Annotated in this window: 11 protein-coding genes; 6 read left to right on the top strand and 5 right to left on the bottom strand. The window is 54.6% G+C overall.

Features of this window, described 5'->3' with window-relative positions:
* The first annotated feature begins 238 nt into the window (after positions 1-238).
* Both AC2FLG_RS07685 and AC2FLG_RS07680 read left to right on the top strand, forming a co-directional pair.
* Positions 239-2299, top strand: coding sequence for an adenylate/guanylate cyclase domain-containing protein (locus tag AC2FLG_RS07685; protein WP_496705726.1), 2061 nt, complete (start codon positions 239-241; stop codon positions 2297-2299).
* Positions 2300-2813: 514 nt separating this feature from the next.
* On the top strand, positions 2814-3275 hold the full coding sequence (locus AC2FLG_RS07680) for a hypothetical protein (protein WP_142640399.1): 462 nt from the start codon (positions 2814-2816) through the stop codon (positions 3273-3275).
* A gap of 180 nt (positions 3276-3455) precedes the next feature.
* Here AC2FLG_RS07680 and AC2FLG_RS07675 read toward each other — a convergent pair whose 3' ends face one another.
* From AC2FLG_RS07675 to AC2FLG_RS07660, 4 genes are all read right to left on the bottom strand, one after another.
* Positions 3456-4532: a DUF2652 domain-containing protein gene (locus AC2FLG_RS07675; protein ID WP_496705725.1), complete on the bottom strand. Its 1077-nt coding sequence runs from the start codon at positions 4530-4532 to the stop codon at positions 3456-3458.
* A 201-nt stretch (positions 4533-4733) separates the two neighbouring features.
* Positions 4734-5201: an ester cyclase gene (locus tag AC2FLG_RS07670; RefSeq protein ID WP_496705724.1), complete on the bottom strand. Its 468-nt coding sequence runs from the start codon at positions 5199-5201 to the stop codon at positions 4734-4736.
* 12 nt (positions 5202-5213) lie between these two features.
* Positions 5214-5519, bottom strand: coding sequence for a site-specific integrase (locus AC2FLG_RS07665; RefSeq protein WP_496705723.1), 306 nt, complete (start codon positions 5517-5519; stop codon positions 5214-5216).
* Between the two features lie 304 nt (positions 5520-5823).
* The gene (locus AC2FLG_RS07660; protein ID WP_496705721.1) at positions 5824-6681 is read right to left on the bottom strand and encodes a LysR substrate-binding domain-containing protein; all 858 of its coding nucleotides are present in this window, start codon (positions 6679-6681) and stop codon (positions 5824-5826) included.
* 85 nt (positions 6682-6766) lie between these two features.
* Here AC2FLG_RS07660 and AC2FLG_RS07655 point away from each other — a divergent pair, with 85 nt between their 5' ends.
* Positions 6767-7789 (top strand): permease, encoded by a 1023-nt coding sequence (locus AC2FLG_RS07655; protein ID WP_496705720.1) that lies wholly within the window; start codon positions 6767-6769, stop codon positions 7787-7789.
* A 425-nt stretch (positions 7790-8214) separates the two neighbouring features.
* On the opposite strand, the gene AC2FLG_RS07650 is transcribed toward AC2FLG_RS07655, so the two are convergent.
* The gene (locus AC2FLG_RS07650; RefSeq protein WP_496705718.1) at positions 8215-9438 is read right to left on the bottom strand and encodes an FAD-dependent monooxygenase; all 1224 of its coding nucleotides are present in this window, start codon (positions 9436-9438) and stop codon (positions 8215-8217) included.
* 69 nt (positions 9439-9507) lie between these two features.
* On the opposite strand from AC2FLG_RS07650, the gene AC2FLG_RS07645 reads away from it, so the two are divergent.
* The 3 genes from AC2FLG_RS07645 to AC2FLG_RS07635 all read left to right on the top strand — a co-directional run bounded on the left by AC2FLG_RS07645 (position 9508) and on the right by AC2FLG_RS07635 (position 13567).
* Complete coding sequence (locus AC2FLG_RS07645) at positions 9508-10179, top strand: TetR/AcrR family transcriptional regulator (RefSeq protein ID WP_496705717.1); 672 nt, start codon at positions 9508-9510, stop codon at positions 10177-10179.
* 320 nt (positions 10180-10499) lie between these two features.
* Complete coding sequence (locus tag AC2FLG_RS07640; protein ID WP_496705715.1) at positions 10500-12230, top strand: sensor histidine kinase; 1731 nt, start codon at positions 10500-10502, stop codon at positions 12228-12230.
* On the top strand, positions 12227-13567 hold the full coding sequence (locus AC2FLG_RS07635; protein ID WP_496705713.1) for a sigma-54-dependent transcriptional regulator: 1341 nt from the start codon (positions 12227-12229) through the stop codon (positions 13565-13567). Before AC2FLG_RS07640 ends, AC2FLG_RS07635 begins: the two co-directional genes overlap by 4 nt.
* The last annotated feature ends 54 nt before the right edge of the window (positions 13568-13621 follow it).

The following is a 13621-nucleotide window of genomic DNA, read 5'->3' as shown; positions in this document are numbered from 1 at the left end:
GCAGTGGCGGGACAAATCTGCCAATGGCAGGTTCGGGCCGCCCGTTCATTTGCACACAGCGTCTGGAAAAATCGCAAAGGTCAGCTACAGTAGTCAATGTTCAAGCGTCCGCTTCAACACAATGCTTTGCTGCTACCTAACAGTTGCGTGAGATTTCGGGATAGGTCTAAAAAAGTTATGCCCTCCTAGCAATCTCAATTCAATACTGAAGAATATGAGTAATTTGGCGGAGATTTAAGTGCGACTTAGCGTGGGTATCGCTGTGTCAATTCTGGTGGCTGTGTCTATCGGAGTGTCGACCTTTATTGTCCATTCCCTATGGTGGACGACTGCGCGCGACAATAGCCGCATGCTTGCAGCTGAAATCAACGGCCAGATCGCGAACACTGTCCGCATCGAGGTGGGGGTGACGCTTAGGTCGGCCGAAGCCGCCTGGGCAGCCGTTCGCACGATCTTTGTCCAGAACGTCATCGCGACGCGACAGGCCGACAAGCGCGAGTTTGTTTTTCTGTCGCAACTGCAGGCGCAGCCGAATATCTCATGGATGTTTTTTGGCTGGCCCGATGGCAATTTTTTCGCGTCGCACCGTTTAGGTGACGGCGGGCTTGAGATGATTGAAATCGACAAGGGAATCCGCGATCGAATGCTGCGGAAGGATCGCTACATCTTTATCCCGGGTGACATTCAGTTCGAGGAGCGGACCTTTACTGAAACATCCTATGATTCGCGCGAACACGCCTGGTTTGAAAACTTCATGGGGCTCAGCTCTGCGGGGTGGATCGAAACGCGCGACCTTCCGGATAGTAAAAAAACCGTTTACGCCTTTGCTGGTCCGATAGACGTCAACCGAACGCGGCAAGGTGTTCTGGCTGTTGCAATCGAAACGGATCGTTTGTCACGTTTTCTCGCCACGCTTGCGCCCGGCGAATTCGGCGCGGCATTTATTCTGAACGCTGACGGCAAAGTTATTGCGGTACCTGATGCAGAAGCGGATGAGATTACCCCGGCGCGCATGGGCGAAGGGAAGCTTTATGAAGTTGCCATGATCTCAGGCGAAAGGTTGTTGGCAGACCCCCAAGCGAATGCCCAGGGCACGTTGACGAAACGTGTCGTCATCGACGGCGTGCCTTATGCGGTGGCGCTGACGCCACTGGGGTTTTACGGCTGGCGCGTTGCCACGGTCATACCCGAAGCGGCGTTTCTGTCGAGCATCGATGAAGCGCTGATAAACTTGATATACGTTTTGATCGGTGTGGTAGTCGTCGCAACCGGGCTGGCGATCTGGCTGATCCGAAGCATTGTCGCAAATCCGTTGGCACGCATCGCCGAAGATCTTGGCAAAATCGAACGCTTTGACGTCGAACGCATTGAGCGCAGACCCTCCAGACTGTCTGAGCTTGCCAATCTTTCTGCGGCAACCGCGAGCATGGCCGCTGGTTTGTCCGCTTTCCGAAAATACGTGCCCACCGATCTTGTGCGTATGCTGGTTGCTGAGGGCATCAAGATACAGCCGGGCGGAGAAATGAAACAGATCTCTGTGTTGTTTTGCGATGTAGCGGGTTTCACAGGGCTGTCCGAAAAACTTGGCCCAAATATTGTCCAGCTGATGGAGCCCTTCTTCAGCGCAGCCTCTGCGGCCATTACTCAAAACGGTGGGACGATCGACAAGTTTATTGGCGATGCCGTGATGGCGTTTTGGGGGGCGCCGCGTAAAGATGCCAATCACGCTGAAAATGCTTGCCGCGCAGCGCTGGACCTTGTCGCCGCCGTGGGCGCGTCCGGAATTGAAGATGAGGCCGGCAACCCCCTACGCGTCAGGATCGGGGTGAACAGCGGCGAGGCTCTGGTCGGAAATATCGGATCAGAGCAGCGGTTGAACTACACCGCGATTGGTGATGTCGTGAACGTTGCCAGTCGGTTGGAAGGGGCCAACAAAGACTATGGAACGCTGATCCTGGTCGGGCCGGAAACGAGGCGACAGGCCGCTGACGCAATCGTGGTCCGTGAGTTGGACACGCTTACCGTGTTTGGACGTGTTGAAGAGCTGGTGGTCTACGAACTGATCGCGATGGCGGATGGGCGTGTTGGATCATTTGCCTGGATAGAGGCTTATGAACAAGGCCTTACACATTATCGGACAGGGCGGTTTGAAGAGGCCGTTGCCGCATTCGCTGCCGCAGACCAGGCGCGAAACGGAGACCCCGCCTCAGTCGCCATGATGGCCCGCGCCCAAGACCTGTTAGACAGGCCGCCAAAGGAAGGCTGGCGTGCGGTTACTAGCACCAACAAGAACCAGTAGGAAACTTCCATTAAAGTTAAGGGGCTTCGGGAAAGTCCGACAAGTCTTGCGTTGTGTGAGCTCAGCGCGCCGGGGATTTCGCTCTCGCAGCGAATGTCCGGAAAGTGGGTTGCGACCGCAGCATCACCACGCGGTAGCCAATGTCCGGTTTGGGCCGTCTAGGAAAACGACCCTGTGGCTCTAAATTTCAAAAAGCTTCCGCGATGGCCAATGTGTCCTCCAACTCTAGGCCAGGATACCGTACCGTCCTATTCATTTTCGTATGTCCAGGCAAAAGTCTCTTATTGCGCAGATTGTCAATGTTTCTGCAGATCTGAGTAACCTTGGTTCACCTCCTAGAATGCGTTCCGTTGGTGCTCGCCTCAAGGTTTATGGGCTTCACCCATTCCCGGACAATCCGCACATACTGGCGGGTCGAGACGAGCGGGCGCACATGAATAGCCGAAATTAACATGCCCGTCGTTTGCTAATGTCACTAATACTCTTAAGGTGAATGGAGCCTTAGGAGGCCTTAATGAAAAACCTAATTTTGATCTCGGTCTTGGCCGCTACTAGTACTGCGACCAGTGCCGAGGAGCAACGCATCGAGCTTAATAATTTCTATCCGCTTTCTCAGGAAAACTTTGACCTTGGTGATCATATTTTTCACATCGCCGACAACAAAGGGGGATTTGAAGTTATCGAAGGTCCTGTTGACGGCGGGCTTGCTCGATGCCTTGGATCGGGGTTCGGTTACCAAGATGGGACCAACTCAATCTCCGGAATATGCATTTTTGGTGAGGGCGAAGACACTTTCACGATGCGTTGGAAAGCAGGTGAAAAAGGCGCGGCAAACTCTTGGGAAATTATCGTCGGAACTGGGCGCTATGATGGGATGACTGGCGAGGGCATAGCCACGACGGACATTGTGTCGATGTACCAAGCACTACCTTTGAGGCGAACCCACATAGTAGGAACCGTGGAAATCCCTGAGTGAAATGTTGTCCCTGAGTTTATGAGGGGTAGGGCCGTTGGATTGATCGTGGGAAGCAGGGCATGGGAAAACGTTACTGTTGCTCCAATGTTCGGTAGGCGATGGCGTCAGACATCATACACATCACAGAGAGCAGCATTTCGCGGTTGCCGACGCAATATAAGCCGTCCCAACAAAGCGCTCTTACTTCGAGGCCTTGAGTTGTTCGTCCAGATCAGAGAACGATGCGGCCCAGAATTCTGCCAGGAACGCTGAAACCTCCTGTTCTGAGATTTCCGACCTATTGCCCTCGGCATCCGTCGCTTGACCCATTGTGTATCGCAAGTCGGTGCCGGTGTTCGTTTGCGTCAGCTGATATGTCTCGGGCAGGCTTACTCCAGTGCGCGCCGGATCCTGGATGCAGGTCGAGAAATAATCGAACGGTTCCCAATCAGTGATGCGATAGAAAAAGTCCGCTAATTCGTGAGAGCAATGATAACCCGTCCCGTTGCCGAGGCGTCCTTGCGGGCTGTCGACGGTGATTTTCTGTACGCGGTTCATCCATTTCAGCTTTAGTTCCGGCGCGACCAATGCCTCCCAAACCACCGCGATTGGCGCATCGAAGTGATGGAAATATGTCCAAACGCCGTCTTCTTCGGTCAGGAAATGACGCTCGCGGTTTGCACGCAAACGTTCCCACGATTTAGCCAAATCGTAGACCTTCATCGAAACCTCGCCAAAATGTTCGATGTCTTGTGAAAACGGTTCCACTATACCTTTGATATCCATGGCGTTTGCAACGGCCTCGCTGAACAGCGCGTAACTGCGCACACCGGTGGCTTCTACAACGTTCGTCTTGGCCATTCGGTGGACCAGAATAACGTCGGTGCCGGAAAAGTCCGTTACCGGGCCAAGTTGCATTTCTTCGAACTGGCCATGGTGGGCGATAACCTTCAAATCCAGACCTCCGACATTGGCACACGCGTTGCAGGTACAGGTTGTGTTGGCAATCATGTCCTGCCGACGAAGAGCAAATGCGTTGTAGAGATTTTCGCTGATGGTCAGGAAGGTCTCGCCGGAGGGGAAATCCTGCCGCGTCGAATATGCCAGAACGGCATCGCCTTCGGTTTTCCAGAAATGGAGCGGATCACCCACCTGTTCGATCAGTACGCCCAGCAAGGATTGCAAAATCGGATTAGCGTGATCCATTTCCGAAGTGGTCAGAAACTGTGTGTATCCGGAAATGTCGGCAATCAACAGATATCCAGTTTGTGTTGACATGGCACGCTCCTCAAAAGAGTGTTTGGCGCGACTATTTTAGTTCACAAAGGGTTCAAAACCACTTTGGGTCCAAATGCGCCATAAACGGTCATCATGGTGTGTAGGCCGGAGCTCAGACGCAAAGTTGCCGGTGAGAGCCCGAAGTGGTTACCAAGTTCCGCAAAACAGCCCCTAAATGGCGCCGCCGCTATAGCGACGTCACTACGCCCATCCGAGTTGTTTTAGAGAGTGCCCATCATTCCAGATTTTGGTCATTCGGGCGATCTTATCACCTTCAAATTCCATAACGTAGGCATAGTTGGTTGCGATTTCTTTGCCGGTGGCAGGAACTGGTCCACCTTCACCGGTTTGTTTGCCGCTGAATACTGCTGTGGCCGTTACGATGTTGCGTTCGTGATCAGTCGAGAATGAGGTGATGTCGTAACTGCCATCTGGGATTGGGGTCAAAATTCCGGCGGTCCAAGCTGTATAGCCTTCGATTGTCGAGATTTCGGCCAATGCGTCGGCTTCACATGTAAAAGCGGCACCGTCCTGACAGTATGACTTGCAGACGTTCCAGCCTTTGCCTGTTTCGCATGCATCAAAGAAGGCCATGGCCGTTTCGGAAAGCTGAACGGCGCGAAAGTTGCCAGTCTTCTTGTAGATCTGAGTGACATTCGTTCGCCGCATCGAATGCGTGCCCTATGCACTGACTTCCAGTCCGATCGACGTGACCCAGTCCCGAACAATCCACGCATATTGACGTGGCGATATGTGAAGGCGCTCATGAGAACGGCCTAGCCAAAGATACTCTGATCCGACCATCAATTCGTATTCCATCCATTTCTCGATGGATGTGCGGGCGCCTTCCGATATCTCAAACCGAACTGACTTCTGTGTCTTGTTCTCCAGCACTGAGGCGCGTTCCCTGATCTGGCCTGACGCCAGCACATCCACAACTTTCCTCTTCACAAGGTCGCAGCGGCGAAGCTTGCTGTCGACTGCCATATTGAACAGAGCAAGATCACGATGGTTCTCTGCCAATTCAAGCCGCACCCGGATTGCCCAGACATGCTTAGGTTTCAGTGGCCGCTTCTAACCGACAATGCGGCCCTTGTTCCAGGCTAGCCGAAGTGCGCGAATGGCAGGTAAGATTGGTATTTTCATGACTAATCCTCCGATCCGCCATGCCCTCCCAAAACGACAACCCGACGTTGACACAAACGTCGTACCACAGGATGCCGCGCCGCCTCCGATGTCAGGAACCGAGTCCGACCTGCCCATTCGACAGAACGCAGTGAAAGTCAGTTTTTTATGGCTTGGCCATAAATGCGGCTCGGATCGCCTCCTTCATAGCGTCTTGAGGCCCTTGTTCTTTCGGCTTGCTGGATGCCATCACCAGCTTGGAGGCAGGTGTGTTTCCGAAGCCCAATGCGTCGTTCACCACCGATAGACCTGCGTGAAGCGACGAGCGACCAAGTAGACCTACTGCAATCCCAGCCTCAACCGCTGCGATCACGCCAGAGACGCTCTGGCTGGAATATACAAGGCGATATGGCTCTCCGCGGGCTTGCAATGAACTGACTGCCGCGTCGCGCCACCAGCACGCATGATCGAATAGGGCCACCGGAAGGCTTTCATCGATCTGAAAATTCCGACGCGCCGACGACACCCAACAAGTTGGGTCTTCATAAAGAACTTCCTCTTGGCTGGACGGGTTTTCGACCTCATAGACCGCAAGGTCCAGCGAACCTTTGTCGAGGGCCTCGGGAAAACTTGTGCTCAGGGCGCAGGTGACATCCAGTTCGACTTTTGGGTGATGACGGGTGAAGGACGCAATGATCTCGGCGAGTTTGGTTCGCCCGTGATCGTCGGGTATCCCCAAACGTAGTTTCCCGCTTACAGTGTTCTGGGAAATCTCTCGTAGTGCCGCGTCGAGACGTGCCGTCACCTCCTGCGCGACTGGAAATAGCTTTCGTCCCGTGTCGCTCAGGACCACCCCACGACCATGCCTGTCGAAGACCGGCTGACCCAGGATCGCTTCGAGGCGCTTGATTTGAAGGCTCGTTGCAGACTGCGACCGGTGGATGCGGGCGGCACCGTCTGTGACACTGCCGGCATCGGCCACGGCGACGAAGGTTCGCAAAAGATCGCTATCCAGGTTTTCCATTTGTTTTTCCAATATCGGAAATTGAAACTATGCGTTTCACAGATGCCTCGCGCCGCACTATTTTTCAAGGTCAGAGGAGTATCCCATGTCCGATCAGACAGCTGCCAACCGACCATCCAACCGGAAACCCTTAGTGTGGGGCCTGTTTCTGCTTCTGTTGGCAGGTGTAGGTTTTGCTTGGCCGGAACACGCCGCAAACGCAGCAAGGTTCGTCCTATGGGGTCTAATTGTCGTTGCCCCCATTGTCATTCCGGGCATCATACTAGCAGCTTGGATCATCGCCAGCGGCGCGGATACCCACATCGCTGGCGCGTTCGAGGGCAGGACGCTGAGAGCGGTTTTGGCTGCATCGCTCATCGGAGCCATCACGCCGGTCTGCGGTGTGACGGTGCTGCCCTTAATGGCCGGATTGCTGGCAGCGGGCGTGCCACTCGCTCCGATCATGGCATTCTGGCTGTCCTCCCCAATAACTGATCCGGCGATGCTCGCGACAACAGCCGCGACACTGGGTTTGAGCTTTGCGATCGGCAAAACACTCGCAGCTTTCGGATTAGGCGTATTCGGGGGCGTGATCACAGGGCTATTCGCCAAGACACCTTGGGCAATGAGCGCGCTTCGAGACAATGGTCTTGCGCGCCAACTGAGTGCCGCACGATGCGGCAGGGATCAACCCTTTGATCCATGGGTATGGCGGTCTGAGGCACGAAGGCATTCTTTCAGCAGACAGTTCTGGGCGACCACGCGGCTGATCCTGACCTGCCTGATCCCGGCATTTGCCGCCGAGTATGCCTTAAACGCCGCACTGACGCCGGGCGCACTGGCAGCATATGTTGGCGAAGACAAATGGTGGGCCATACCCGCCGCTGTCTTTGTCGGTGCCCCGGCCTATATCGACGGTTACGCTGCGCTCCCGCTGACACGCGGGTTGATCGACAACGGCATGTCCGAAGGCGCGGCGATGGCTTTCCTTGTCTCGGGCGGTGTTGTCAGCATCTGGGGTGCGATGGCCATTGCACCAGTGCTCAGATTTAAACCGTTCATGCTCTATCTGTTGCTTGCAATTCTGGGGTCGCTCGGGGCGGGGTATGTCTTTGGGTGGATTGTCTGAGATTCAGCGTTAACGGGAAGCAGACGTTCAGCAACCGGCAGCTTCGTCCGCACTGTGTGAATTGATCATTCCAGCCTCGCTGCGCGCTGCACCAATGGCCGGTTTCATCGCCGCGTCACAGCGCCAGATTTCGAGCGCAATGTTGTGGGTTTTGCGCCTGAAGCGAACGGCAGAAATGCGGGCTGCGACCGCAGTATCGTTATCGTATACTGTATGTCCGGAAAGGGCCGTGATCCGCGCGCATAGTCCTCGCCGCTAATATGCTGCGGCGACACCGGGGGCTGCAAGAAGCCTAGACTGTCCAGACATCATCGAAGAGAGGTCGCCCGCTTTGTGGATTATGGGCGATAGACGCTTAAGAAGATCCGCTGTATCAAGTTTCTAAGGCTGCTCAAAATTGGACCAGTCATGCCCGTCACTTCGGCTCACGCTTCCTCACCGTAGAGATAGAGCCTGTCACCTGACAGGATCGCAAAGTGCAGATCCTCAAAATCCTTTGGCGACATATCCCCCCAATTAGGCGTTTCAACGACCTGCATCTGGCCAATACGTTGGCCAATTTGACTGAGGGTTTTTGCTTGCTCGCATCGTTGGGCGTCGTAGCTTTTGAGCAGGTCAGGTAAATCTTTGGCTGCGCCCGCAAGCATTTCCAGCGCCAGCGCGTCTTCTAATGCCTTTGTAGCCCCGCTTGCGGTGTGCGGGCGGGTCATTGTTCCTGCATCGCCAATCAGCAGCGTTCTTTTGCTGACATAGGTATCGACGATGCTGTCATAGATCGGCTGTATCGACACGTCTTTGTGGCGGGTTTGGGCGAGGAGGCTGCGAATGGCGGGTGGAAAGTGATCGTTCAACAGCATCTGAAGCTCGGCGAACGCCGCCATCGTGACACTGCCTGGGGGAATAGATTCGACGCCGTTCAACGGTTGCGCTTCAGGACAGGATGCGTACACCGCCCAATTCACACGGCGTTGCCCCGTCGCGGCGCTGCCGTCAAAATTCGGGATCATGTAAAGGACTCCGTGTCCGCCCGAAAAAGGGACAGTCAACCAGGCCGTCTCTTTGTCGATCGCCTCAATCAAATGGGTGTCGGCACACTCTGCCTCAGGATAGTTCCCGCGCCACAGCACATAGCCTGCGTAGTCCGTTTCGATGTGGGGATGCATCTTTTGGCGCACCGCAGAGTTGTATCCATCCGCGCCTATGAGAAGATCAAAGTCACGCGTCTCACCGTCCTGGAAGGTCACTGTGACTCCATTTGCAGTCTCTGCGAAATCCAAGAGCATCTTGCCCTCGTGATAGATGTCATCGGAGACTGTTTCCCGCAGCGCACGCCACAGGTTCCCCCAGTTATTGGCGAAGGCGGGGGTCGCTTGGGTCCACAAGCGCTTTCCGTCACGACTTCCATCGGGAAACTGCCACCAACGCGATTTCATCTCGCAACTTGGGAAATTCTTAGGAAGATATCTCTTGTCCATAAGCGTGGCGCGTAGAGGGCCCGGAATGCCGATGCCGGACCCGCGGTCCATCAGCCCTTTTGAGGATCGTTCGAACACGTCCACATTGCAGCCAGCTCGGGTCAACGCTGTTGCTGCGGCGCAGCCTGCGATGCTGCCACCGATCACTCCAACTTGCAAACCTTCCAGACTCATGCATTCCTCCCAAGTTGAATTCACATAACTTTACCTTGTATATTTAATTATACAATGTAAAATAAAGAAATGCACAAACCCACTAAACGATCAAAAAAAACAAACCAACGCCGTGACTTAACAGTGGAAAAAATTGTTGAAGCGTCCCTTGTCGTTTTGAAGTCAAGCGACCCAGCCGCACTTACAATGCGGCGCGTGGCAGAAGAATGCGGTGTTTCAGCCATGGCGATCTATCATCATATCGACGACAAGAACCAACTCGCCACCCTCGCAGTTGATAGCCTCTTTCTTGCAGCCGCGCAGGGTCTGCGAATAGGGGAAGATTGGAGAGACCGCTTACTCGATTTTTTGGAGGAGGTTCGAAAGCGGCTATTGGAAACACCTGGTGCGGGCATGATCTTTGTCCGCCAGGCTATCATCGGCCCCGGAACCGCCACCACGACAGAGCTGATGTTTGAATGTCTCAGGGCGGGTGGGTTCAGCGGTAGGGCCATCGCCGAAGCGAGTGACGCAATTACCATGCTACTCATCGGATCGATCGCCAACGATCTCACCCGGCCACCGCAGATACGTGAGGAGTTGGGCAAGCAACTCGCGCCCGAGGATACCCCGATATTACAAAAGAACATGCAAACCTATGCAACCAGAGACGGCGGCGAACGGTTCATGCTTGCTATAGGCTGGATTCTTGATGGGGTCACTCAAGCGGATGCAACAGGATCCAGAACCAAAACCTTATAAGCCGATCTTGATCTTTGGTTTTTGGTCGGCAACTCCGTTCTTCACACCTTAGACCGACCTGTGCTCTCAGCGTGTCCCGTGAATGTCCGGAATGCGGGCTGCGACCGCAGCATGTCGGTTGGCTGCTGGATGTCGGCTCTGGGCCGAGTCTGCTTGCGCAATGGAAATAGTTGTTTCAGCGGGTTCGTTCATTGCTTCGCGTTCTCAAATTACTCGGTCATTCTTGTTTCGCCTGAACATCCAAATATCGGATTAGAACTCTTGGGATGGACGGCTAATACCTACTGTGATCCTATGCTGTCGCAGTTCATGGGCATTCAATGCGATCAGCTTCGTATATTGTAGGTATTTTGGTAGCCATTGCCGCCAGCATTGGCCTTTATTTGGTTTCTTACCAGTACTTCGTTTCGGAGGAGCTTTCGAAAGCTCAGGGCCGGCTCTCTCTCTACCAAAGCTCGGTAAACAGCGAACTCGAACGATTTTCCCACCTCACATATGTGCTGTCACAGGATTCCTTTGTAATTGGAACAGCCGAAGGAGACGGCACCGGAGCTTTAAATCGACGCCTTGAGGATTTTGCAGAGCAGGCGGGGCTGGATGCTATCTACCTGATGGACGAAGACGGGATCACGATTTCCGCATCGAACTACCGCGGCACAGGGAGCTTTGTTGGACAGAACTACGCTTTCCGCCCGTATTTCCAAAGTGCCATTTCTGGTAAACAGGGCCGCTTCTATGCCATCGGGGCGACGACTGGTCTGCCAGGATACTTCATCGCCAACGCAGTGCTTGACGATCAGGGAGATTCAACTGGCGTCATAGCGATTAAGATCGATTTCTCTAATCTTCAGGATAGTTGGAAAAACTCGGGCGAACAGGTTCTTTTGGCCAATGAAGACGGTGTCGTTCTGCTTTCTTCGAACTCGGATTGGCAATATCGCGCGTTGACGCCATTGTCAGAACCACAGCGAGAGCGAATTCGAAACGCCCGGCAGTTTCCGGGGCAAGCTTTAGATGCGTTGGATTGGGTTGATTTGCCGGGAGATCAGGCCAGAATTGCAGGGGCGAAGCGCTTGCATCTTGCAGCAACGGATTTACCTCATGGCTGGTCGCTTCACTATTTTGCAAGTGACGATCAGGCCGTAGCGCGCAGTTGGCTTGTAACTGCAGTTTTTGTCCTCTTGGCGGGGCTCACATTTATCTACTTCCAGATACAACGTGCGAGACGCGTCAGCGCTGCTTTGGCGCGGTCCGAAGAGGAAGAAGCAATGCTGCGCGAAGCAAATGAAAGGCTTGCCATCGAAATCGACGACCGCAAGACAGCCGAGCGGAGCCTCAAACGCACCCAGGGCGAGTTGGAGCGCGCAAGCCGACTGGCCGCTCTTGGGCAACTATCCGCGTCGGTCACGCATGAGCTGGGCCAGCCCATCGCGGCGATGCGCAATCATCTGGTGGCTGCAGAGATTTCATCTTCCGGGGAAACCAAGCTGCCACAAAAAATCGGCAGCCTGGTTGACAGGATGGAAGGGATCACACGCCAATTACGGTTTTTTGCACGGTCGGAGAGTGAGGCGTTCGACGACGTAGACTTACGCACTTCGGTTAATGCCGCGTTGGCTCTGGTTGCCCCAAACATCGAACAGGGCAAGGTGAAAATCTCAATTGATGTGTCGACTGGTCCGGCGTTTATCCGGGGCAGTGCCCTGCGGATCGAACAGGTCATCACAAATCTTTTGCGCAATGCCATAGATGCTACGGATGAAGCGGATGCGCCTGAAATCCATATCGCTGTCATGGCTTCTGATGATGAGGTCGTGTTGGAAATTCAGGACAACGGTCACGGGTTGGGCGAGGCAACGCTGGCAGAGTTGCAAGAGCCATTTGTAACCACAAGAGAGAGCGGGAGAGGCATGGGCTTGGGACTGGCCATTTCCACTAGCATTGTCAAAGATCACGATGGCACAATGACGGCCCGAAATCGAAATGGCGGCGGAACAATTTTCCGTGTCACCTTCCCGATAGCCTCAAATACTGAAGAAACGGACGAATGAACCTGCAGCAACCCTTCAAAGTTCTGGTCGTTGATGATGACAAATCAATGCGACAGTCTCTTGTTGAGTTGCTCGAAGCCGCCGACTGGACTGTCAGCGCCTTGCCACGTGCGACTCAGGTGACGGAGCATCTGGCTAACGCCTCGCCCGATGTCATTCTGTCCGATGTGCGTATGCCCGGCATGTCGGGACTTGAATTGCTGGCCAGCCTGGACAGGCATGTGGCGCCTCCGGTCGTACTGATTTCGGCGCATGGTGACATCCCGATGGCCGTTCAGGCCATACAGGACGGGGCGTATGGGTTCATCGAAAAGCCATATGAACCACGGCGATTGCTTACGGTGCTGAGGCACGCGGCCGAACAATACCGAATGCGAAGAAGTAATGCCCGCCTCAAAGACCGGCTGTTCAAACTGTCAGGCCTTGACCGCATCCTGCTGGGCCAAACGGACGCCATTACAGACTTGCGACAAGAAGTACTTGATCTTGCTGATACATCGGTTGCGGTTTTGTTGCAGGGAGATACGGGCACCGGGAAAGAGCTGGTTGCTCATGCTTTACATGATTTGGGCCGCTCGCCGGAGGCACCGTTTCTGGCGCTGAATTGCGCCGCATTGTCGGTCGATACATTTGAAGCGGAAATGTTCGGCGTCGCGGGTGAATCCGACGGAAGGCTTGGGGCGGCATCGGGTGGGACCTTGTTTCTGGATGAAATCTGCTCGTGCCCACCAGCGGCGCAGGCCAAGCTGTTAAGGGTCATCGAAGATCAACAAGTGCTGCCTGTGGGGGCTGTGTCGCCGGTGCCGGTAAGCTTCAGGGTCGTGTCAGCAACCAACGAAGACGTTGTACTGGCAGCCGAGCAAGGCCGCCTGCGTCAGGACCTTTTGTTTCGATTGAATACTGTCGTCCTGTCCTTACCCCCGCTTAGACAAAGACGGGATGATCTGGTTCTGTTGGCAACGCATTTCTTAAACGAATACGCGCAGGTTTATGAGATAGACGTACCAGAACTTGATCAGGACGATTTGGCGGCTCTGCTTGCACATGACTGGCCCGGCAATGTGCGTGAATTGCGCCATGTCTGCGAACGGCGCATATTGGCGGCCCGGCGCGGAGGCGGTTCGTTGGCGCAGGCTATCCAAAGCGATCAGCACTTCGACGAAGTGCCGGATACCCTGCGCGATGCCGTTGCCGCTTTTGAACGCGAGCTCATCGGGAAAGCCATCAAGGCGCATAAAGGCCGCATGGATGCCGCCGCCGAAGCGCTTGGGATTGGCCGCCGGACGCTCAACGAAAAGATCGTCAAACTTGGTCTCGATAAAGAGGCTCTGTTGTAGGCGAAAACAGCTCTGCGGAAATCCGCAGGGCGCCCGGGAAAACGCGCGCATTTT

This window comes from Ruegeria sp. CDSA193 (genome assembly GCF_059611885.1).
This window is presented reverse-complemented; position numbering and strand designations above follow the sequence as displayed.